This is a genomic window from uncultured Lactobacillus sp. (assembly GCF_902491705.1).
GTDB lineage: Bacteria > Bacillota > Bacilli > Lactobacillales > Lactobacillaceae > Lactobacillus.
Genome location: NZ_CABUIW010000001.1, coordinates 76,506 through 97,862, shown reverse-complemented (window position 1 = coordinate 97,862; position 21,357 = coordinate 76,506). Strand labels below are relative to the sequence as shown.

The following is a 21,357-nucleotide window of genomic DNA, read 5'->3' as shown; positions in this document are numbered from 1 at the left end:
TTCCTTAATTCTCCTCCTGCGCTAGGCCATAAAAAAAGCCTATGCAAAATTTTGCATAGGGACGAAATATATCGCGGTTCCACCCTAATTCAGGAAGTCTTCTTCCTGCACTTAATTGAATACTGACTAGAGGTGCCTTTTCCTAGGTACCCTCACACCAAACGGTACTCGCTTAACTAGTACTTTTCTGATCCTCATCATCGCCAAATACGTGTTTATTTTAACATATGAATTAGGTTTTAACCAGATATTTACTCACTAAAAAAGTTTAATTTCATCTAAAAACTTTTTCGTTTTTAAATTCAAATCAATCGTTTCACGATAGATACGATCAATCGCTTTTCGAGTAGCTTTTTTAGTTTCTTCATTTATTTTAATTGTTCCAAGACGCTCAATTGGCAATAATCCAATTGTTCTCAAGACAGCTGTCTCTTTAGGCTTTAAATGCATGCGGCTATTAACAGTAGCAAAATGATCACTGCAGACAATGCCTCCTAATTTAATTGAATAATCAAAGACACCTTTTTCTCTGCCACAAATTACACAATGTTTTAATTCAGGCTCAACACCATAAGCACTAAGCATCTTCATTTGCACAATTTGCGTGATCATTTCACTATCAACGCCATCATTTATTTTTTTCAGGGCAAAAAGAGCTAAATCGTAATACTTGCCAATAGGCTGATATTCGACAAAAGCATGATCAATTAAGTCAAAAATAAAAGAAGCATAAGCATTCTTCGTTAGGTCTTGATATAAACCATCGAATTGCCTTACTTCTTTATACGTGCGTAGATTGCTTAAACCATGACCGCTAGTGTAAATGACATAAGTACCCGTTGAGAAATTAAGCGTCGCAGCACTTAAACGTGACTTCGGCCGCAATGCTCCTTTCACAATCAAGGTAATTATCCCATCCTGCTTAGTCATGATTTTAGCTAATAAATCTGCTTCTTTATATTTTTGTCTTTTGAAAATAATACCCTGAACTTCTTTAAGTTCACGTACCATTAACCAAGTTCCTTCTTATCGTAACCAATTTGTTTCAAAAAGCTTGGATCTGAGCGCCAGTTGTGTTGGACCTTAACCCAGAGATGCAAATTGACTTTCTCTCCCAATAAAGCTTCGATTTCTTTACGAGAGTTAATGCCAATTTGCTTGAGCATCTTACCACCTTTACCTATGATAATGCCCTTTTGTCCATCTCTTTCAACATAAATGGTTGCATCAATTACTAACTTGCCATTTTGGTGCTTATTCATTTGATCAACGGCAACCGCGGTAGCGTGCGGTACTTCTTGTGAAGTAAGTCGTAAGATCTGTTCACGAATAAGTTCAGCGACTACAAAGTATTCTGGGCGATCTGTGATCTGATCAGCACTGTAATATTGTGGTCCTTCTGGCAAATATTTATAAATTGTAGCTAATAAATCTTCAATACCAATACCTTGGGTAGCAGAAATCGGTAGTATTTCTTTAAAGCCCTGTAACTTATGGTATGAATCCATAATTGGCAACAATTTATTAGGATGAATTTGATCAACCTTATTGATTACTAAAAATACTGGAACCTTTACTTCCTTAAGCAAATCAGCAATATATTGATCACCTTTACCAATTTCCTCAGGTTCAACCATGAATAAAACTAAATCTACATCATTTAAACTAGAAAGACTAGCTTTATCCATATAGTCGTCAAGTTTTGAATGAGGCTTAAAGATACCTGGTGTATCAACAAAAACGACTTGCATTTTATCGGAAGTATAAATGCCTGAGATACGATTTCTCGTTGTCTGAGGCTTATTTGAGGTAATCGCCACTTTTTGGCCAACTAAGTAATTCATTAAAGTTGACTTACCAACATTTGGTCGACCAACTAAGGCAACAAAGCCAGACTTAAATTCTTTTTCTTCCATTATTTACCTCTGCCTTCATCTAATTGATCAGGATATAGTGGTAAGCCGTAGTCTTCAAGCACCTTACCTTGAATGCCAAACATTTCTTTGGCTTCATCAGGCTTGATATGATCATAGCCATTCAAGTGCAAGAAGCCATGAACTACAGTATAACCAAATTCTCGGTCAAACCCAGTGCCATATTCCTTGCTATGACGCTTGATGACGCTTGGACACATAAATAAATCGCCGATATCTTCTTGGAAATCAGGATCATCCGCAAAAGCAGCTAAGTCAATTGAATCCTCACCATCTTCAATTGCAAAAGAAATGACATCTGTTGGACGATCTTTGTCACGATACTTTAAATTAATCTCATGACTCCGATCCTCATCAACAAAGTTAATACTCATTTCTAAGTTATTATCTTTGCCAATTTCTTTTTTAGCTAAAAGTAAAAGCTTCATAATCCAGTCTTGCCAGTCGCGCTTTTCATCATCTAAAAAGCCAACTTCATCATTATAAGTAATATCAATTGGATTCATTTTTAGTGTTTAGCATCCTCTTTTTCATAAGCAGTAATAATTTTGGCAACTACAGGGTGACGAACAACATCCTGTGCAGAAAAGTTGATGAATTTAATTTGGTCAATTCCCTTCAGAATACGTCTTGCATCGATTAAACCGCTACGCTGTCGACCCGGCAAATCGACTTGAGTCATATCTCCGTTTACGACCATCTTGGAGTTAAAACCAAGACGTGTTAAAAACATCTTCATTTGTGCATCAGTAGTGTTTTGGGCTTCATCAAGAATTACAAACGCGTCATCAAGTGTACGTCCACGCATATATGCAAGTGGAGCCACTTCGATTACGCCACGTTCCATTAAGCGGTCAGTAGTATTAGTACCAAGAATAGCGTATAAAGAATCATAAATTGGTCTCAAATATGGATCAACTTTTTCCTTCAAATCGCCAGGCAAAAATCCAAGTGATTCACCAGCTTCAACAGCTGGTCTAGTCAAAATTATTCTAGAAACTTCGCCCTTTTTGAATGCAGCAATTGCACAAACAACTGCCAAGAAAGTCTTACCAGTCCCAGCTGGCCCTATTCCAAAGACAACATCGGATTTATTAATAGCTTCGACATAACGCTTTTGACCCATATTTTTCACTCTGATCGGTCTACCTTTAGCATCCCGAATCAAGACCTTCTTATATAAGTCCGCAAAGTACTCTGTAGTACCTTTGTCGGCCATTTTCATCGCACTAACCGTATCGGGCGCGCCAACGTTAACGCCGGTATTCACAACACTGTCTAATGCCTTTAAAACAGCGACGGCTTTCTTTACGTTTGCCTCATCATCACCTGAAATGACAATTTCATTACCAGTATCAGTGACAGACAAATCATAGCCTTCAGAAAGAAGCTTTAGATTTCCATCATTAACTCCAACTAATTTTTGAATATTCTCTTGTTTTTGAGGTATAAAAGTTGTTTGAGCCAAAAAAACCCGCTCCTTCTTGTTACTACTAAACTTTAGTTTAGTTGATCACGAACTGCTTGAGATGCAGCCTTGCCATCGGCACGGCCTTTAATCTTTGGCATTAAAGCTTTCATAACTTTACCAAAATCAGACTTACCTTTGGCACCAACTTCATCAATTGTTTCCTTAACAGCAGTTTCCAATTCATCCTTGCTCATTTGCTTAGGCATGTACTTTTCAACTACTGCTAATTCTTTTTTAGTTTCTTCCACTAAATCATCACGTTTAGCTTTAGCAAACTCTTCAATTGATTCTTCTCTTTGTTTCTTTTCGCGATTAAGAACAGTTAATTCTTCGTCTGGATTCAAATCATGTCCCAACTTGATTTTTTCATTCATCAAAGCAGATTTGATCATACGAACTGTATTAAGAGTAGTCTTATCGTGATTCTTCATGGCTGTTTTCATATCAGTCATGATCTTATCTGACAAACTCAATTTATAATTCCTTCTTTCTATTAAAAACCCAATAATATTATAGCAAACTATAAGACCAACGAAAATAAATCTATAGTTTATTTACTTAACATAATTTTGATTATGATAAAATAAAAAGAAGTAACAAAAAACCCACCCATTCCCGGGTGAGCTTTTCAAAATATTAATAATGTCTACGCTTGCGTGCAGCTTCTGACTTCAATTTTCTACGAACACTTGGTTTTTCGTAGAATTCGCGCTTGCGGTATTCTTGTAAGGTACCACTTCTTGAAACGGAACGCTTGAAACGACGAAGAGCATCATCAATAGACTCGTTTTCGTGAACGATTGTCTTAGCCATGTGTGATCCCTCCTTCCATTTCTTGGCGTTACGCCATACATTTACTTAAATTATACCAAACTAATCTTAAGGGTCAATACAATATTTAAATATTTTTTGAAAAAGTTTATCTCTAATAATTCGGTTGTTAATCCGCTTTCATTAATAGTATAATTATGAACAGAAAGAGGTGCTAATATGGCAGATACAAAAGACCAAAATGAATTAAACATTATCATTATTTCAGACGCTGCTGGTGACACCGCATTTAGCAACGCTACTGCGGCTGCTGCTGAATTTCCAAAAGCTAAAATCAATTATCGTCGTTACCCATTCATTACTAACCAAAAGAAGTTGGATGAAGTTTTACAAGAAATCGAGAAATATCCAAATCTTGTAATTATCTATAGTTTGGTTAAAGATGAGATGCAAATGCCAGTTATCAAATTTGCACGTGAACACAATATTCAATGTGTAGACATCTTCTCACCTGTAGTTGAAGCTATTCAACAAACTACTCATATGACTCCTGATCAAAAGATCGGTGCTCAACACAGCTTAAACCAAAAGTATTTCGACAGAATCTCCGCAATGGAATTCGCTGTAATGTATGACGATGGTAAGGATCCTAAGGGCTTCTTGGAAGCTGACGTAGTCTTATTAGGTGTTTCTAGAACTTCTAAGACTCCACTTTCATTGTTCTTAGCTAACAAGAATTTGAAGGTTGCTAACTTGCCACTTGTTCCAGAAACTCACATTCCAAAGGAAATTTATGAGATTGATCCTAAGAAGATTATCGGTTTAACCAATGATCCATCTGTATTAAATGAAATCAGACGTCAAAGAATGATTGCATATGGTTTAAACCCAGATACAACCTACTCAAACATGGATTCAATCAACAAGGAACTTGAATCAGCTCAAGCTTTATACAAGAAGTTAGGCTGCTACGTAATCAATGTAGCTCACCGCTCTATTGAAGAAACTGCTGCTTTAATTCTTGAACACTTGGGTATTGACGACTACGCTAAGTAATAATTTTTCAAAAAGCAGGACTGAGATTAATTCAGCCCTGCTTTTTTCTCTATCTTTTTATTAGTAGAAACACTTTTGTAATGGTTACGTAAAACTACTGCGCTACAATGATCTAGGTCACATAAAGAAAGGAGATACTCAGGTATTATCCTGATATACATATAGATGAAATTTAAAAAGCAATTAATTACTTTATTAGGCGCAGTGTTAATAGGTTCAAGTTTAAGTACTTCTGTAGTTTCAGCTGACACGGTTGATAGTAGTGCTGACACAACAACCACAACTACCACTACTGATCCAGCTCCAGCTAAAAAGACATATAAATGGACCTACCCATTCAAAGCGTGCGATAAGTATGGAGTACGTCCAATGTACAAGTCACAAACTTTCGGTATAACTGACTACATGCGTTCCATTAACCCACCTTCATACTTCCATGATGGTTGGGACTTTGGTCACTCTGAAGTTGGTTATTCACCAGTTTATGCCATCCATGAAGGTACTGTTAAGAAAGTAGCTTATGGCAGTGGCTTAGGTTGGTTCATCTGGGTTATTAGTCCAGACAAGTACGTAGAAGTCTACCAAGAAGGTTTTACTAAGAAGAGCGACATTTACGTAAAGACTGGTCAAAAGATCAAAGCTGGTCAAAAGATCGGTAAATTAACTGGTTCTCACCTTCACTTAGGTTTAACTAAGACTACCAAGAACTACATCAATAAAGCAGGCTTCCCATGTAACAATTGGAACGTTAACAATGGTACATGGTTAAACCCAATTAGTACTATTAAGAAGTACCTTGCTAAACAAAAATAATTATTCAAAAGAATCGTCAAAAAGTTTGATGATTCTTTATTTTTTGCCTTATAATTAAAAACAATTAAAAATATTAAGCAGTTTTTAAATTGGAAAGGAATAGTTATGAATAAAGCTTTAGACACAGCAATCTTTGCTGGCGGCTGCTTTTGGTGCATGGTTGAGCCTTTTGACACTGTAGAAGGCGTAGAGAAGGTTGTTTCAGGCTACACTGGTGGTCATGTTGCTAATCCAACCTATGAAGAAGTTTGCAGCGGCAAAACTGGTCATACAGAAGCAGTTGAAATTACATATGACCCAAGCAAAATAAGCTATGAAAAATTGCTAGATTACTATTGGCAAGTGACGGATCCTACTGATGCGATGGGACAATTTCAAGATCGCGGGGATAATTATCGTCCTGTAATTTTCTACAACTCTGAAGCCCAAAAAGAGGCAGCCGAAAAGTCAAAACAAGCACTTGCTGATAGTGGAAAATTTGATGAGCCAATCGTTACACAAGTCGAAAAAGCCCAGCCTTTCTATCCTGCAGAAGAATATCATCAAGACTTTTACAAAAAGGATCCTGAAAGATATGCACTAGAAGAAGCAGGTGGTCGTGCTGATTTTATTAAAAAGCATTGGAATAAGTAGTTTTTATGTTGGTCCCAGCTGGGATTTTTGTTAAACTTAGTATTGCTTAAAATAGTTAGTTTTATTTGAACTAAGGATTGACATGATATGGATCAATTAGATAAATTTAACAGGCGCTATAACTTTATTTCTAAGTTATCTGCAGCCTTCTTTTACTCAATTGCCGTAGCGATTGCGTTGAACTTCTTCTGGACACCAGGACACATGTACTCGTCCGGAATCACAGGTTTTGCGCAGTTAGTGAACACTGTCAGTGAACGTTACTTACCGTTTACACTGTCTACATCATTTATGTACTTTGCCTTAAACGTTCCGCTATTTATCCTAGCTTGGTTTAAGATTGGACATAAATTTACATTCTTTACAATTGTTGCCGTTGTTCTGGGATCAGTCATGATGCACTGGGTTCAACCATGGAAAATGAATTTAGATCCTTTAGTATGTGCGATTTTTGGTGCTTCTATTAACGGTATTGGTACGGGATTAGCCCTTAAAAATGGTATTTCAACCGGTGGGTTAGATATTATCGGTATCGTAATCCGGCAAAAAACTGGAATTAGTTACGGAAAATTTAACATCTTCGTTAACCTAATCATTATTGCCGCTGCTGGTTTTATGTTTGGATGGACACGTGCCCTTTACTCCGCATTAACCATTTTTATCAATGGTCGTGTAATTGATGCCGTTTATACTCAACACCAGAAGATGCAAGTTATGATTGTAACTCAGCATCCCCAACATATTATTGACGGTATTCAAAACAGAATGCACCGTGGTATTACTATCTTGCATGATGCGGAAGGTGCCTACAGTCACATTGAAAAGACTGTTTTAATTACTATTATCGACCGCTATGATATGTACGATATTCGTCAGATCGTAGCTAAGGCTGACCCATATGCATTTATGAGTGTAAGTGAAGTCGAAAAGGTATATGGACGTTTCAAGGAACAAGAAATTGTTTAATTAAGAAAGTACGTTAAAAGACGTACTTTTTTCTTTTATCAATTATAATAAATACAAAAGAAAGGTGGATCTAATGAGTTCTTATTACGAATTAATCTGGCGCGAAGACGAGCTTGATTCTTATTCAACTGACAAACTTAATTTTATTTTTAACACAATCAACCATCCCTTACCTGTGCGCTACCGTAAAATGTACCCTAACCGTCTAGAATGGCAAAAAGCAGTTAATCACTACAATGCCACAATCAAAAAAGTAAAAGATATAATTACTAAACGCAGCGATGCACATGATGTACGCAAAATTTGGTTAAGGCAGCACAACCAATCAAGTGCTCCAGCTCAAGATGGCTTAACTGCAGAACAATTAGCTAACAAGTTACCATACATGGCTAATCAATTAGGTGCATTCATGGAAATTGAAAATGTAGAAGTTAAATACTTTGATGAAGATTTCAAACCACGTTATGATTTAAACGATTTTAAAGATATATTTGCAGAAAACTATCAAGCTAGTGGTTTTACCGAAAATGGCCTAACCAAGGAAGGATTTTTGAGCATTTACCCTCAAGTAAAGAAACAAGACCTTGATCGTGTACTAGAAATGGCCGATTATGAACCAGAGTTAGAAAACGGCGTTGAAATCATCCCTTATTGGTATGCGGTAAACGCCAAAAGAATGCTAGTTGACGGTGATACTTTCGCCGCAACTTTTGATGATTAATTTATAGTAAACAAAAAGTGTCACGTAATCTGTGACACTTTTTTACTTGTATAATAATTTTTAAATCTCATTCTATTTTTGCAACATTAATCATTAAATGTAACGTCCATGAGATTTACTTTCTTACCATTATATTTAGAAATAAATGTAAAATCATTAGGATCATACATTGCTGATCCATCGTCACCTAAATTAGATGTATATAAGAATGCCTTGTAGCTACCATTATCAAGTTTTTCTGAACTAAGATCAAGGTCTTCAAGTGGGATAGTATAAACATCACCTGCTTTATTCTTCAATGTTTCTTTGGTAGCAATATGATCATCATCATAAGTAGGGATGTTGCTCTTATTTGCACGAAGATCTACGTACCACTTCTTACCTTTTTTATATCTATTTTTGTAAGCCTTACGGTAAAGCTTAGCAGCTCTAGTATCTTTAGGATCATAGGAAGCAATAATCTTACTTATAGGTGACTTCTTATTCTTCTTAGTGGCCTTTTTAGTAGTCTTCTTAGATTTTTTGGTATTTTTCTTAGCTGTCTTAGGCTTTTTGGTTGCTGCACTAACTACTGAATTACTAGTTATAGTACCAACAGCTGGAGCAACTGCTATTAATGCTGCTGCAATTAAATTAATATATTTATTTTTCTTCATAATATTGCCTTTCTATCTACAATTTCTATGCATATTTTAATTACGGAATAAATAAAACACACTACTTCTTTCATATTTGCACACAAAAAAGAGGCTAATTCAATCAGAATTAACCTCTTTAATATTATTCAATAATTTGAACGCCGTGCTCATCGGGATGCAAAATCAATGTTTTATCTTTCAAGTCATTTTTTCTAAGACCTGATAAAAAGCCCTTCACATGCTTATCTTCAATCCACGTCATAATGGTTGATCCTGCACCGCTAAGGTAAGTGGCTATTGCATCTTTTTGATGAGCTACTTCTCTAACTTTCAAAAGTTCAGGCACTAATTTTTCTCGATAAGGTTCATGGAAAGCATCTTTTTCCATCAATTCCCCAGCTATCTGATAGTTTTGGGCAAACAAGCTAGCTACCAATGTGTTGGCAATTGCAGAACCGTGAGTGGCTGTCTTAAAGTCTAAGCTCTTAGGTAGAACAGTACGTGCCTTTTTGGTAGATAAATTATAGTTTGGTACATAAGCAACCAGGCTATATGGTGGCAGTGGTAACTTAACTGCATCAAAATGATGATCTACTTCAGTTCCTACAACTAAACCACCTAAAATCGTAGGTGCAATATTGTCAGGGTGTCCTTCAATTCGAGCACCAATTTGTACTTTTTCTTTATCAGACAAACCCAATTTGCCAAAATGGTCGGCTAATTCAATCCCGGCAGCTATTGCACTAGAGCTACTACCTAAGCCATGAGCAAGCGGAATATCGCTTTTTACACGCAAATGCAGTGCTGGCATCCCCGGATAAACCGACAATGCAGTCTTCACAATCAAATTATTCTCATCATGAGGAATCTTAGGCATCACATGATCAACTTGAAAGCGATCTGAAACACTTAAGACTTCCACTTCCAAATAAAGCGAAACAGCCATCCCTATTGAGTCAAATCCTGGGCCTAAATTTGCTGTTGAAGCTGGTACTTTAATAATCATCTAACTCCCCCTCACGATAACTATAAAATCTTGTAGCTTGCTCTCAAATATGAATCTTGAATTGCTAAATCTTGCAATTGCTGACGACTAATTTCTTCAGTTACAACTACAGTCTTCTTATCAACACGTTTAATTTCTTTAATTGGAATTTCTAGATCAGATAGACGTTTACTCAAGACAAGTAAAGTCTCTTCTGCTTCAAAAGATAGATAATATGGGTACTTCACATCTTTTGAACTAGTTAACTTCATTATTCTAGAGAAATTACTAAATGGCTGACCACTCGTCTTTTTAACATAGTTGCTAGTTTCCGCAATCACGTCACTCATTACAGAACTTGCAGTAGCCGAACTACCGGCACCAGGGCCTGTAAAAATTGCTGTACCCAGACTTTGACTCTTAATTTTCAATGCATTAATTTCATTTTTAATGTGAGCCATAATCTTATTTTCTGGTAATAAGCATGGCGCTACTTCTACAAAAAGTTTGCCGTTAATATTCTTAGCAATTCCAATCAACTTAATGGTGTATCCCATTTTCTTAGCTTGCTCAATATCGAAGGCTTGTAAGTTGTTAATTCCTTCAATAGTAAAATCATTGATGCTAATTTTGGTACCAAAAGCAAACTTGCTTAAAATGACCATCTTATATGCTGCATCTTTGCCTGTAACATCATTGGTAGGATCAGCTTCCGCAAAGCCTAACTCTTGTGCTTTCTTTAAGGCATCATCATAGCTTAAGCCATTCTCATTCATCTGGGACAAAATATAGTTTGTTGTACCATTGATGATACCTTGAATTTCTAAGATTATGTCACCAGCATATGATTTTCTAATTGTACGCAAAATAGGAATACCACCTGCAACACTGGCATCGTACATCAAATCGCACTTGTTTTTGGCAGCTAAAGCAATCAATTCAGAGCCAAAGGTAGCCATCAAGTCTTTATTGGCAGTTACCACATTTTTTCCTGCTTCTAATGCTTTAGAAATGTATTCTTTTGCAGGATGCAAACCACCCATTAATTCAACTACGATTTTAATTTCAGAATCATTTAAAATATCATCATAGTTTGTCGTTAACTCAACTTCTTTAGCCATATTTTGATGTTTTTGAAGATTGCGAACAAGGGCTCTTTTAATAACAATCTCTTCCCCACTTGTTTGCTTAATCTTCTTTTGATTATTTTTAATAATTTTCAAAACACCGGAACCGACAGTTCCCAGCCCAAGTAACGCGATTTTGATTGCCATTGTCCTTTGCCTTCTTTTTTAATGATTTTCTTATTTTTATGATTGTAACACATGGGTAAAACAAGTTACAATGTAAAATATATTAATATTTAATACTTACTAAAAAGAGGAAGATTTTTATGAAATATCGTAGTACTCGAGGCGCTAAAGACAATGCTTTAAACTCACCTGCAGCAATCATTCAAGGATTAGCTCAAGACGGTGGACTTTATGTACCAGTTGATTTTCCAAAAGCTAATTTTAAGCTAGAAGATTTGCCTAAATTATCTTACAAGCAAATCGCTGCAATGATTATTAGCTTGTTTTTTGATGATTTTTCTAAAGATCAGATCAAATCTGCGATAATCAATGCTTACAGTGAACAATGGGATGACCGCAGCATTGTGCCGATTGAAAAACACAACGATAATTTTTATATGGAACTCTTTCATGGTCCTACTCTGGCCTTTAAAGATATCGCCTTGCAAATGTTGCCTCAATTAATGACTCGTGCAGTCAAAATTGAAAAGATTGACCGCGACATTATCATCTTAACTGCTACTTCTGGCGATACTGGGACAGCTTCTATGCGCGGCTTTGCAAATCAAAAAGGTACTCGTGTAATTGTCTTCTATCCTGAAGGCGGCGTCAGTCCTGTCCAACTTAAGCAAATGCTTAGTCAGCACGGCGACAACTTAGAAGCCATTGCTATTAAAGGTAACTTTGATGATGCTCAAACTGAAGTCAAGAAGATCTTTAACGATGAGCACTTTAGAAACAAATTAAATCAAAACGGCTTCCAATTCTCATCAGCTAATTCAATGAATATCGGCCGCCTTGTTCCTCAAATTTCTTATTACCTTTACACATACGGTCAATTGGTTCGCCGCCAAGAAATAAAATTAGGCGACAAGGTCAACTTTGCTGTACCTACAGGTAATTTTGGTGATATTTTAGCTGGTTATTACGCTGAAAAATTAGGCCTGCCAATCAATAAACTAATCTGTGCTTCAAACGAAAACAACGTTCTTACTGACTTCTTTGACAATGGCGAATACGACAAGCGTCGTAAATTCCATTTAACCAACGCACCAGCAATGGACATTTTAGTCTCCAGCAATCTAGAGAGATTATTATTTGATCTATATGGTGAAGATAATCAAAAGATTGCCAGCTTGATGAATCAATTAACCCAACGAGGTCATTATCAAATTGATAAGGATGTATTCAATAAGTTGCAAAATATTTTTGCGGCTGACTTTGCTACCGAAGATCAAGTAAAAGAAGAAATTCACCGCGTTTATAATTATGATCGCTACGTAATTGATCCTCACACTGCAGTTGGTTCATACGTTGCAAGACAATATAAGAAAAAGACAAATGATCAAACACCAATGGTTATTGTTTCTACTGCTAGTCCATACAAGTTCCCTGAGACTGTTTATGAGGCTATTACCGGCAGAGTTTGTCCTCAAACTGGCGTAGCTGCAATTAAGAAATTACACGATGAATTGGGCAGTCAATTATCCATTGGCGTACGCGCTCTTTTTGATCATGAACCACATATGGAAAAAATAATTGATCCAAGCAATATGGAAGCAGCTATTAGTTCAATTTTAGATTTAAAGTAATTTGAGAGGGATAGACATGAAAGTTGTTAAATTTGGTGGCTCTTCTTTAGCCTCTGGAAACAGTGTCGATAAGGCATTAAATATCATTAAGGCTGATTCTCAGCGTAAAGTCATCGTAGTATCTGCGCCTGGCAAAAGAACTGATGACGATATTAAAGTTACTGATTTATTAATCACCTATGCCTACACCAGCTTGAGAAGCAACAATTATCAAGATATTGCTAATAAAATTTTTAAACGTTATGAACTAATTGCTCAATATTTTGATTTGCCTGAATCAGAACTAAGTGAAATTAAGCGTCTGCTTTTAACCTTGCCACAATTAGATTATCCTAATGCAGACTACCGTATGGCTACCTTTAAGGCTCATGGCGAACGATTAAATGCAATTTTAATTTCTAAAATTTTGCAACATCAAGGAATCAAAACACGTTTTCTTGAACCAAAGGACGTTGGCTTAATCGTTACCGGTACTCCTAACAACGCTGAAGTAAATCCTGAAACTTACGTTAATTTAAAGCGAGTAAAGATTAACGATGATGAAAGAATCATCTTCCCTGGTTTCTACGGAATCACTCCTTCAGGCCATATTGCCACCTTTTCACGTGGTGGGTCCGACATTACAGGTGCTATTTTAGCTAAAGGCTTAAATGCGGATTTATATGAGAACTTCACCGATGTTGATGCTATCTTCTCCGCAAATCCTAATATTGTAGATCATCCAAAGCCAATTAAAAGAATGACCTATCGAGAAATGCGAGAATTATCTTATGCTGGATTTTCAGTTTTTCATGATGAAGCGCTCATCCCTGCAATTCAGGGTGAAATTCCTGTTAACGTCAAAAACACTAATGATCCGGAAAAGCCTGGCACTTTGATCGTTCCTGAAGACGGCTTTGTTCCTAAGCATACAATTACAGGAATTGCTGGTGGCAAAAACTTTGCTGCTCTTTATCTTAGAAAATACATGTTAAACAAAGGTGCTGGATTTACTTTGAAATTAATGGAGATCTTTGATCGTCATCATGTGTCATATGAACACATGCCATCTGGTATTGATGATTTAACCATTATTTTCAAAAAGGATGCACTTAGTGATCAACTAATTGACGTTATTTGTAACGAGATTCAGACAAGCTTAGAGCCAGACCAAATGCAGTGGATTGATGACTACGCAATTACTATGGTGGTGGGCGAAGGGATGAAAGATAAGCTTACCCTTTGTGCCAGTCTTCTCTATCCTCTTGGTAAAAAGAATATTTCAATTCAAATGATCAATCAGGGTGCTTCACAAATTTCTATTATGATTGGAACAAAACGCCAAGACGAAGAAGCAGTTATCAAGACAATTTACGAAAACTTCATAGAGAATAGATAGTTTACATAATTTAGCGCATGTAAAAAAGTAGAGATGTTTTCTCTGCTTTTTTCGTTTATATTTTTCTTAAACAATACCTTAAGTTTAGGACATAAATTCTTAACATTTGATTGATATAGTTACGGTATATTAATTGAAGGGAATGAAGTTTCATGATTAAAATACTTCTATCTATTATGTTTGTTTTAGGCCTGATGGCTATCAGCTCTGTTTTAATTAAAGCTCCCACCCCAGTTAAAGTTAGAAAACGTGAAAATATCAATCGTTCAAACAATTATTAATTAATTTAATATTTTCCCTCGACGATACTTGATCAAATGATCAAGTATTTTTATTTTTACGCTTACTTTACATAATTTTGATTATAGCTATCAGCATCAGACCTAAATCTATCAAAATTTTTATTGACGAAACCAAAACTATCCTGTATATTACTTAACAACAAGAATTTTTACACACTATGAATAGAAGAGTAAATTGTCATCAATTTAGTCAGCGAGCCTGAGACAGTGAAAGCAGGTATAAATCAAGACAATTGAAAGTAATCTATGAGTGACTAAAGCGACCTAATGGAAGTTTTAGACGGGAGTGCCCGTTACCGCACCAACGTATCTGATTTTTTCACGTACGCGTAAGGCATTATTAGCGATAATAATGTAAATAAAAGGTGGTAACACGCAAAAAGGCGTCCTTTAAGCAATCTGCTTAAGGGGCGCCTTTTTTCATGGTGATAACCACAGAGAGGATGAACAAAATGAATAAATCTAATTCTTTTCGTAAAACTATAATTATTGCATCCCTAATTTTCGGAATGCTATTCGGAGCCGGTAACTTAATTTTCCCTGTTCACCTAGGACAATTAGCCGGCAAAAACTGGCTCTCAGCGAGTAGTGGCTTCTTAATCTCTAGTAGCCTATTACCATTAATGGCAATAATTGCCATCAGTATTACCCATTCACACGGAATTTTTGAACTAGCTAAGCCAATTGGCAAAAAATACGCCTTAATTTTTCTAATTTTAATTCATGCTACCTTAGGCCCATTATTTGCTACACCTAGAACGGCTACCGTTCCTTATACTATCGGTATCGCCCCACTTCTACCTAGCAACATGGACAAAATAGGTTTGCTCATCTTTTCTGCTATTTTCTTTGGCATCGTATTTTTCCTTTCAGCTACAGAAGCCAAAATCACTGACTTAATTGGAAAAATTCTAAATCCTATTTTCCTAATTTTATTATTCTTAATCTTCTTCTTAGCCTTCTTAAACCCTATGGGCGCAGCTAAAGATACAGCCTTCACTGCCGCATATGCTAATAACGCATTTACTAATGGATTCTTAGAAGGATACAACACAATGGACTGTCTAGCAGCCTTAGCCTTCGGAATCACTGTTATTACTTCTATTCGCGCTCTTGGCTTTAAGAGAGAAAAAGACGTTGCCATCACTACTGTTAAAAGCGGTCTTTTCGGCATCTTAGGCATTGCTATTCTCTACATCGGTTTGATTTGGCTTGGTGCAACAAGCTTGCATGATTTCAAATTAAGCTCAAACGGTGGTACTGCTTTAGCTCAAATTTCACATCACTATTTAGGTACTGCTGGGGATGCATTGATTGCTACAATCACTACGCTTACTTGTATCACCACTGCTATGGGATTAGTTGTTGCCTTTGCTCAAGACTTCCATAAACGTTTCCCTAAGATTTCATACAAGACATTTTTAGCAATTAACTGTCTCTTGTCATTTATTATTGCCAACATGGGCTTAGACACAATCATCAGCTGGTCAACTCCAGTTTTAATGCTTCTTTACCCATTAGCAATTTCACTGGTTATCTTAGGTATTCTCTCACCTTTATTTAAAAACGATCCAATTGTTTATAAAATAACTACTGCCTTAACTTTAATTCCTGCATTATTTGATATGATTAATGCTTTACCTGACCCATTACATTCAATGCCGGTTATCCAAAATATTCTCTCATACGCACAACATTACTTGCCTATGTTTGATATCGGCTTTAGCTGGTTATGCTTCAGTCTTGGCGGATTAATCATCGGATTAATTATTCATTTCATTAAAAGAGCAAGTTATTCTACAGTTACAGATTAAGACAAAAAGAGCCACTTTTAAAAGTGACTCTTTTTTGGTATGCATTAGACTTGACTCTACCTATATTTTACAGGATATAGACATCTTTGCCCAGCATTATTTTAAGGACGATATAAAATTTCACCTTGACTTGCAAGTACATCTGGTTTTATCTTGTGCAAAGCTTTACTTTCAACACAGTATTTTGTTTCTTTAAGGTAGTTCTTAAAGTAGCTAGTTTCAGTATGCTTTTCGTAAGCTTCTTCGCTCTTGTATACTTCTAGTGATAACCATTCGTTTGGTTGATCATTCACTGTACCTGCAATCATTGTTAAAATATCGTCTTCTTGCTTAACAGCGGCTTCCATTTCTTTTAATACACCGTGAGCGAATTCGTCGCCCTTGTCAAAGCCAACACCGATTTCTGTTAAATAAGCTACATAATCTGCTGGTTCAACTGTAGCAATTTTTTCTGAACTAGTTGCGATAAATTCTGGCTGCAATTCTACCTTTACTCGATTAGTTAAAATTTTGGCCACTGTTTCAGCAAAAGCCTTGTATTGTGGTGAATTTACATGAACATTATATTGATCCAAGTCTTGGTAGCATTCAAACACATAGTTTGTGCCTTCATCTTCATGTCCTGTTTGCATAAACAATGTGCCTGACTCATCTTGAATTGAGGTAATCATATTGTCTTTACCAGCTTGAACATACTTTTGATGATCTTTAGGATCAGTTTCTAATTTATATAGGCGTAAAATAGGTGCTTGTTTTAATCTCATTGCATTCTCTCACTTGTCTTTTTATTCAACATAATGAACTAATTTATTAAAAAAGTACAGAAAAATTTTATTTTAGTCAAAAAATAAGCATCCCTTCTTCAGGGATGCTCATTACATTGTGTAATTTACCTTTTCAAATTTGTAATCTTTCATTTGCTTGGCAAGCTTCTTGCTTCTATAGTAATTGCCGCCATCATATCTACTTGTATAAATCAAGATATTATGTTTTTTACCATTAATAGTCTGTGGCGTTACTCTATAAAGACTCCACTTTTCAAAAGTAATCCATGGATCAATCTCGTAGAAAGTGTCATTCTTCATTTTGGTAGTCTTACCAGACATCCAATTTTTAGTAACTTGATCAAACTTCTTTTGATTTTCAATTTTGCCGTTGAAGTAATCACTGATTACGTTCTTATCTTGGACATAAATGAGCTTGCCGTTTACAGTGTGAGCGCCAAAAGTAATTTTTTGACCATCATGAGCATCACGGTCATATGAATACCATGTTCCTTGCATCTTTTTAGGCACAGTAACTACAGCACCATTACCATAAGTTGAAGCCTTAACAGGTTCAACCTGTGTACTTAATCCGCTCAACCCTAAAACAAGTACCATTGATGTTAAAGGTAATATATTTTTTCTAAGCATAAAAAATCATCTCCAGAAATAGTTTGCATCCGTTTTCATAATTAATTTTACAGTATTTATCTATACAAAAACAAGTGGTACATCCCCACTTGCTAAAATTAATATTCTTTTTTTAAAATTTCGATGAATTTTTCAATAAATGGATTATCTTCATTATAAAATGCGCTAATTGTTTGACGCATCATTTTATCATTATCCATTAAAAACAATCTTTGCAATGAATCATTCTTAATTAAATTAGCCGCAATTTCATTTATCAAAAAGTATCCTGAACCAGATGCCACAAGTAAAGCTGCTTCTTCAACAGAATTAGACGCAATAAATGGACTCTTAATTTGATAAAGATCCTTATATAAATGCAGCTCTGCCGCTTCTTCTTCTGGCTTAGCTACAATAAAGCAAGTTAAATCAGTTAAGTTTGACTTATCAACCATTTGAATGCCACTTTGGTAGCTGCCTTTAGGCAAAATTGCCATTACGCCAACTTGAACAAGATCTTCTTGCTTAAAATCATGATCTTCATCACGCTTATCAGCAATAACTAAATCAACTTCATGATCTGCCAATTTTTCAAAAGCTTCATCATAACCTGCACCAATTAATTTAACGTTAACGCCGGTATCTTGCTCAAATTCACTTTTAGCCTGATCTAATTCTTTTCGACCTAACTGGTTAAAATATGCAACCTTTAATTGCTCCATACTAATCCTCACCTAATGGTGCATGGCCTTCATCTGCTAATTGCTTTTTATCTCTTCTAATTTGATACTTGTTAAGCATAATCATTAAAGAAATTACGACATTAATACCACTAACAATGATTCCTAAGAACTTTAATAAGTCTATTTTCTTTTCTCTACTCATTTTAAATACCTTCTTTATTTAGAAATAATCATAAAACGAGACTTCGCCTTTTCTGAATTCTAACTTTTTAATTCGATAATCCATAATCAAACCTAGTTTAACAGCTTCTTTCATGGTTAGTCTACCTAAAAACACTTGTGTCCAAGCAGTAATTGAACCAGAAAAGTCTACCAATGCATCATCTATCTGCTTGCAGGAAACTTGACCATCTTTATTAGTCATTTGCCAAATACCAATATTCCATGGACATTGATCATCCGCATTAACTTCGATATTAAATGTACCTTCTTGAAGTGGCTTCATCTTAGAAGCAATTTCAGCAAAATCAATAATGCGACTCATCATATATGGACGTAGGCTTATTCTTAATTGATTCTGTTCTGGGAAAAGCTCACCACTTAATGAATTTTCTGGCAAAATCATCCGAAATTTTTTGATTGCACCAGCATGAGAACCCATAAAGCCAAATAAATAGATCAGACCTTTAGCTGTAATGGAATACAATTCATCAGCTAAAAATTCATCGCCATGAATACGGTAAATTAAATAGCTGACTGGACGACTGTCACCATCAATGTAAACTGCAATATTACGGTTATGGTAATATGTGTCAAGTCTGTTCCACCACCAAGCTTCACGGATCATCGTATTACGCTCATCATCTGTATGAAGCTGTCTTTCATATAATTGAATTACTCCATTTTGAACCATCAAGTCATCCCACTTGCCACGAACAATATGACCAACACGTGGCATCTTGAATGATCTTAAAACATCCCCAGAAAAACGATACTCTTTTTGATAAATACTGTTGCTAAAACCATAGCGACGATAAAAACTCTCAGAAAATGGAGCCAAGTTAGCAAAAGGAATATTTTGCTCGTGTAAATCATGCAATATCTCTGAAATCAACTTAGAGATATGACCTTGTCCACGATATTCTGGATATGAAACCACATAGCCAATTCCTGCCATTAGCACATGGTGACCAAATATCTCACTCTTAAATTTATTCACCATAATATAGCTAGTTAATTTATCATTATTAAAATAGCCATATCCATCACTGTGATTGTAGCGAGACATGAAATTATTATCATGAAGCAGATCGTTATCCTTTATAAAAGCATATTTAACTAATGAAGCTATTTGCTTTAAATTCTCTTGATTTTTTTCTAATTTCATTAATCTTCCCTATCAAACATATATATCTATAATTTTATCCATCATTTATTTTAAATCATTTTTCATCGTATTAAAAAGTAAAAAAAGAGATGGATTTCCCACCTCATTTTACATATTTTGTATATAAGTTAGAAATATAATTTTGCATTTCTGAAACAGAGTGTCTTCTAGAACGAGCACATTCTTTAGCCGGTCTATTGCAAATAAAGCATTTACGTGGCTCTTCTCCTAAATCTCGCCGAGAGATTGCCGCATTTTTATCCTTAACCAAAACATCTGCATCAAATAATCTACCAAGCTCAGTTTGATCTTCAAACTTAATTGTTGTTTGCTTAACTACTTTAATTGGTAAATTTAAAATATAAAAGTTTTCGCATCCCGTATCTTCATCTAAATAAGCTACTAACTTATAGGAATAACCTAATTCAGTCCAGCTTTGTTCCAGCCCTTTAATGCCATAATTAAACAATTTTTCCAAATAATGGTTATTTTTAATTGGACCTGGAATATTCAGATTAACGTCAACTAAAATTTGATCAGGATATTTAGCAAAAATCTTCTGTTGCAAAGCTACGCGTCGATCTTTACTATCTAAAACTTGCGCAATATTTTGCTCTTTTCCTTCATTAAAAATATTCATTATTGATCACCGCAACTCATTATAACCTTTTTCATCAACGGCGTAACTTGCTTATCCTTGCGCCAAACTAGCTGCAAGTGCGTTATCCAATTAGCATGGTTAATTGGAATCATCTCATCTTTAGCATAAGTAGTGGCAATCGATTCTGGGACAAGCGCTAAGCCCATCTTTCTTTTGGCCCAAGTAATTGCAGTTCGCGAATCATCACATTTAACTGCATAAAAAGGTTTAATGCCATGATGAGCAAAGGTCTGATTAAAAATGGCTTCGAAGCGGCGGTAAATAATTAGCGGCTGATTAGCCAAATCCTTGATACGCAATTCTTTTTTACCTTTAAATTTTGGATCAACAGTTACTGCCATCATTCTTTCTGTAGTCAAATTGCGTGCATTCAAGCCATTACGATTATACGGTGTGCGTACTATCCCCAAATCAATCGTTTTCTTTTCTAATTTATCAATAATGCCAAAAGTATTAGCTTCATAAATATCAAAACTGATTTCAGGATAAAAACGTGTTAGTTCCTTAAACGAATCCATTGGAATAAGTCCAGTCGAAGAAGAAGCAATGCCAATTGCAATGGTTCCTAATTCACCAGAAATCGTTTTACGCACTTGATTTTCCGCATTCTGCGCTAGTGATAAAATTTCACTCGCATAACTTTGCAGAGTTTGACCCGCATCTGTTAATTCCATTCCATGCGCAGTTCTTTTGAATAATTGCGCACCTAATTCTTTTTCTAATTGTTTTAACTGATAACTAAGTGGAGGCTGAGCAATATATAATCTTTTAGCCGCCGAAGTAATTTGCTTTTCTTCTGCCACCACTAGAAAGTAGCGTAACTGTTTAATATTCATTCAATCTATCCTTTTTAATTTAGCATCCAG

At 35.6% G+C, this 21,357-nt stretch carries 24 protein-coding genes and 1 other annotated feature; of the genes, 8 read left to right on the top strand and 16 right to left on the bottom strand.

Going from position 1 to position 21,357, the window contains the following annotated elements; genetic code table 11:
* Positions 1-258: 258 nt before the first annotated feature.
* From recO to rpsU, 6 genes are all read right to left on the bottom strand, one after another.
* A complete protein-coding gene (gene recO / locus RDN22_RS00460) occupies positions 259-1,011 on the bottom strand; it encodes a DNA repair protein RecO (protein ID WP_308554831.1) in 753 nt (250 codons plus the stop codon).
* Positions 1,011-1,916 (bottom strand): GTPase Era, encoded by a 906-nt coding sequence (gene era, locus RDN22_RS00455; RefSeq protein ID WP_308554829.1) that lies wholly within the window; start codon positions 1,914-1,916, stop codon positions 1,011-1,013. The genes recO and era overlap by 1 nt, the downstream gene beginning before the upstream one ends.
* The gene (ybeY, locus tag RDN22_RS00450; RefSeq protein ID WP_308554827.1) at positions 1,916-2,440 is read right to left on the bottom strand and encodes an rRNA maturation RNase YbeY; all 525 of its coding nucleotides are present in this window, start codon (positions 2,438-2,440) and stop codon (positions 1,916-1,918) included. Before ybeY ends, era begins: the two co-directional genes overlap by 1 nt.
* A gap of 2 nt (positions 2,441-2,442) precedes the next feature.
* On the bottom strand, positions 2,443-3,402 hold the full coding sequence (locus RDN22_RS00445) for a PhoH family protein (RefSeq protein ID WP_308554825.1): 960 nt from the start codon (positions 3,400-3,402) through the stop codon (positions 2,443-2,445).
* A 32-nt stretch (positions 3,403-3,434) separates the two neighbouring features.
* Positions 3,435-3,878: a GatB/YqeY domain-containing protein gene (locus RDN22_RS00440; RefSeq protein ID WP_308554823.1), complete on the bottom strand. Its 444-nt coding sequence runs from the start codon at positions 3,876-3,878 to the stop codon at positions 3,435-3,437.
* 163 nt (positions 3,879-4,041) lie between these two features.
* Positions 4,042-4,218 carry a 30S ribosomal protein S21 gene (rpsU, locus tag RDN22_RS00435; protein ID WP_002880182.1) on the bottom strand — a complete coding sequence of 59 codons (177 nt, stop codon included), beginning with the start codon at positions 4,216-4,218 and terminating at the stop codon, positions 4,042-4,044.
* Between the two features lie 177 nt (positions 4,219-4,395).
* Between rpsU and RDN22_RS00430 the strand changes: the two genes are divergently transcribed.
* The 5 genes from RDN22_RS00430 (at position 4,396) to RDN22_RS00410 (ending at position 8,365) form a co-directional block, all read left to right on the top strand.
* Positions 4,396-5,232, top strand: a complete 837-nt coding sequence (locus tag RDN22_RS00430; RefSeq protein WP_308554810.1) for a pyruvate, water dikinase regulatory protein — start codon at positions 4,396-4,398, stop codon at positions 5,230-5,232.
* A 165-nt stretch (positions 5,233-5,397) separates the two neighbouring features.
* A complete protein-coding gene (locus RDN22_RS00425) occupies positions 5,398-6,045 on the top strand; it encodes a M23 family metallopeptidase (RefSeq protein WP_308554808.1) in 648 nt (215 codons plus the stop codon).
* 105 nt (positions 6,046-6,150) lie between these two features.
* Positions 6,151-6,678, top strand: a complete 528-nt coding sequence (gene msrA / locus RDN22_RS00420; RefSeq protein ID WP_308554806.1) for a peptide-methionine (S)-S-oxide reductase MsrA — start codon at positions 6,151-6,153, stop codon at positions 6,676-6,678.
* An 87-nt stretch (positions 6,679-6,765) separates the two neighbouring features.
* Positions 6,766-7,644: a YitT family protein gene (locus RDN22_RS00415; protein ID WP_308554804.1), complete on the top strand. Its 879-nt coding sequence runs from the start codon at positions 6,766-6,768 to the stop codon at positions 7,642-7,644.
* Positions 7,645-7,717: 73 nt separating this feature from the next.
* Entirely contained in the window at positions 7,718-8,365 is a 648-nt protein-coding gene (locus RDN22_RS00410; protein WP_308554802.1) for a temperature-sensitive replication protein, read from the top strand.
* Between the two features lie 86 nt (positions 8,366-8,451).
* Here RDN22_RS00410 and RDN22_RS00405 read toward each other — a convergent pair whose 3' ends face one another.
* From RDN22_RS00405 to RDN22_RS00395, 3 genes are all read right to left on the bottom strand, one after another.
* A complete protein-coding gene (locus RDN22_RS00405; RefSeq protein WP_308554800.1) occupies positions 8,452-9,021 on the bottom strand; it encodes a hypothetical protein in 570 nt (189 codons plus the stop codon).
* 124 nt (positions 9,022-9,145) lie between these two features.
* Positions 9,146-10,009, bottom strand: coding sequence for a homoserine kinase (gene thrB, locus RDN22_RS00400; protein ID WP_308554798.1), 864 nt, complete (start codon positions 10,007-10,009; stop codon positions 9,146-9,148).
* A 20-nt stretch (positions 10,010-10,029) separates the two neighbouring features.
* Positions 10,030-11,262, bottom strand: a complete 1,233-nt coding sequence (locus RDN22_RS00395; RefSeq protein ID WP_308554796.1) for a homoserine dehydrogenase — start codon at positions 11,260-11,262, stop codon at positions 10,030-10,032.
* Positions 11,263-11,381: 119 nt separating this feature from the next.
* Between RDN22_RS00395 and thrC the strand changes: the two genes are divergently transcribed.
* The 3 genes from thrC (at position 11,382) to brnQ (ending at position 16,366) form a co-directional block, all read left to right on the top strand.
* Complete coding sequence (thrC, locus tag RDN22_RS00390; RefSeq protein ID WP_308554794.1) at positions 11,382-12,872, top strand: threonine synthase; 1,491 nt, start codon at positions 11,382-11,384, stop codon at positions 12,870-12,872.
* A gap of 16 nt (positions 12,873-12,888) precedes the next feature.
* Complete coding sequence (locus RDN22_RS00385; protein WP_308554792.1) at positions 12,889-14,250, top strand: aspartate kinase; 1,362 nt, start codon at positions 12,889-12,891, stop codon at positions 14,248-14,250.
* A gap of 451 nt (positions 14,251-14,701) precedes the next feature.
* Positions 14,702-14,946, top strand: a binding site (T-box leader).
* Positions 14,947-15,004: 58 nt separating this feature from the next.
* A complete protein-coding gene (gene brnQ / locus RDN22_RS00380) occupies positions 15,005-16,366 on the top strand; it encodes a branched-chain amino acid transport system II carrier protein (RefSeq protein ID WP_308554790.1) in 1,362 nt (453 codons plus the stop codon).
* A gap of 101 nt (positions 16,367-16,467) precedes the next feature.
* Here brnQ and RDN22_RS00375 read toward each other — a convergent pair whose 3' ends face one another.
* The 7 genes from RDN22_RS00375 to RDN22_RS00345 all read right to left on the bottom strand — a co-directional run bounded on the left by RDN22_RS00375 (position 16,468) and on the right by RDN22_RS00345 (position 21,327).
* A complete protein-coding gene (locus RDN22_RS00375; RefSeq protein WP_308554788.1) occupies positions 16,468-17,130 on the bottom strand; it encodes an antibiotic biosynthesis monooxygenase in 663 nt (220 codons plus the stop codon).
* 111 nt (positions 17,131-17,241) lie between these two features.
* Positions 17,242-17,781: a hypothetical protein gene (locus RDN22_RS00370; protein WP_308554786.1), complete on the bottom strand. Its 540-nt coding sequence runs from the start codon at positions 17,779-17,781 to the stop codon at positions 17,242-17,244.
* A gap of 98 nt (positions 17,782-17,879) precedes the next feature.
* On the bottom strand, positions 17,880-18,482 hold the full coding sequence (locus RDN22_RS00365) for a LysR family transcriptional regulator substrate-binding protein (protein ID WP_308554784.1): 603 nt from the start codon (positions 18,480-18,482) through the stop codon (positions 17,880-17,882).
* A 1-nt stretch (position 18,483) separates the two neighbouring features.
* Positions 18,484-18,645: a hypothetical protein gene (locus RDN22_RS00360; protein WP_308554782.1), complete on the bottom strand. Its 162-nt coding sequence runs from the start codon at positions 18,643-18,645 to the stop codon at positions 18,484-18,486.
* A gap of 18 nt (positions 18,646-18,663) precedes the next feature.
* Positions 18,664-19,830 carry a GNAT family N-acetyltransferase gene (eis, locus tag RDN22_RS00355; RefSeq protein WP_308554780.1) on the bottom strand — a complete coding sequence of 389 codons (1,167 nt, stop codon included), beginning with the start codon at positions 19,828-19,830 and terminating at the stop codon, positions 18,664-18,666.
* Positions 19,831-19,933: 103 nt separating this feature from the next.
* Positions 19,934-20,470: a citrate lyase holo-[acyl-carrier protein] synthase gene (citX, locus tag RDN22_RS00350; protein ID WP_308554778.1), complete on the bottom strand. Its 537-nt coding sequence runs from the start codon at positions 20,468-20,470 to the stop codon at positions 19,934-19,936.
* Complete coding sequence (locus tag RDN22_RS00345; RefSeq protein ID WP_308554776.1) at positions 20,470-21,327, bottom strand: LysR family transcriptional regulator; 858 nt, start codon at positions 21,325-21,327, stop codon at positions 20,470-20,472. The genes citX and RDN22_RS00345 overlap by 1 nt, the downstream gene beginning before the upstream one ends.
* Positions 21,328-21,357 lie beyond the last annotated feature (30 nt).

Coding starts and splice junctions, on each gene's coding strand:
- recO (WP_308554831.1), bottom strand. CDS start 1,011: ATGGTACGTGAACTTAAAGAAGTTCAGGGTATTATTTTCAAAAGACAA.
- era (WP_308554829.1), bottom strand. CDS start 1,916: ATGGAAGAAAAAGAATTTAAGTCTGGCTTTGTTGCCTTAGTTGGTCGA.
- ybeY (WP_308554827.1), bottom strand. CDS start 2,440: ATGAATCCAATTGATATTACTTATAATGATGAAGTTGGCTTTTTAGAT.
- rpsU (WP_002880182.1), bottom strand. CDS start 4,218: ATGGCTAAGACAATCGTTCACGAAAACGAGTCTATTGATGATGCTCTT.
- RDN22_RS00430 (WP_308554810.1), top strand. CDS start 4,396: ATGGCAGATACAAAAGACCAAAATGAATTAAACATTATCATTATTTCA.
- RDN22_RS00425 (WP_308554808.1), top strand. CDS start 5,398: ATGAAATTTAAAAAGCAATTAATTACTTTATTAGGCGCAGTGTTAATA.
- msrA (WP_308554806.1), top strand. CDS start 6,151: ATGAATAAAGCTTTAGACACAGCAATCTTTGCTGGCGGCTGCTTTTGG.
- RDN22_RS00415 (WP_308554804.1), top strand. CDS start 6,766: ATGGATCAATTAGATAAATTTAACAGGCGCTATAACTTTATTTCTAAG.
- RDN22_RS00410 (WP_308554802.1), top strand. CDS start 7,718: ATGAGTTCTTATTACGAATTAATCTGGCGCGAAGACGAGCTTGATTCT.
- RDN22_RS00405 (WP_308554800.1), bottom strand. CDS start 9,021: ATGAAGAAAAATAAATATATTAATTTAATTGCAGCAGCATTAATAGCA.
- thrB (WP_308554798.1), bottom strand. CDS start 10,009: ATGATTATTAAAGTACCAGCTTCAACAGCAAATTTAGGCCCAGGATTT.
- RDN22_RS00395 (WP_308554796.1), bottom strand. CDS start 11,262: ATGGCAATCAAAATCGCGTTACTTGGGCTGGGAACTGTCGGTTCCGGT.
- thrC (WP_308554794.1), top strand. CDS start 11,382: ATGAAATATCGTAGTACTCGAGGCGCTAAAGACAATGCTTTAAACTCA.
- RDN22_RS00385 (WP_308554792.1), top strand. CDS start 12,889: ATGAAAGTTGTTAAATTTGGTGGCTCTTCTTTAGCCTCTGGAAACAGT.
- brnQ (WP_308554790.1), top strand. CDS start 15,005: ATGAATAAATCTAATTCTTTTCGTAAAACTATAATTATTGCATCCCTA.
- RDN22_RS00375 (WP_308554788.1), bottom strand. CDS start 17,130: ATGAGATTAAAACAAGCACCTATTTTACGCCTATATAAATTAGAAACT.
- RDN22_RS00370 (WP_308554786.1), bottom strand. CDS start 17,781: ATGCTTAGAAAAAATATATTACCTTTAACATCAATGGTACTTGTTTTA.
- RDN22_RS00365 (WP_308554784.1), bottom strand. CDS start 18,482: ATGGAGCAATTAAAGGTTGCATATTTTAACCAGTTAGGTCGAAAAGAA.
- RDN22_RS00360 (WP_308554782.1), bottom strand. CDS start 18,645: ATGAGTAGAGAAAAGAAAATAGACTTATTAAAGTTCTTAGGAATCATT.
- eis (WP_308554780.1), bottom strand. CDS start 19,830: ATGAAATTAGAAAAAAATCAAGAGAATTTAAAGCAAATAGCTTCATTA.
- citX (WP_308554778.1), bottom strand. CDS start 20,470: ATGAATATTTTTAATGAAGGAAAAGAGCAAAATATTGCGCAAGTTTTA.
- RDN22_RS00345 (WP_308554776.1), bottom strand. CDS start 21,327: ATGAATATTAAACAGTTACGCTACTTTCTAGTGGTGGCAGAAGAAAAG.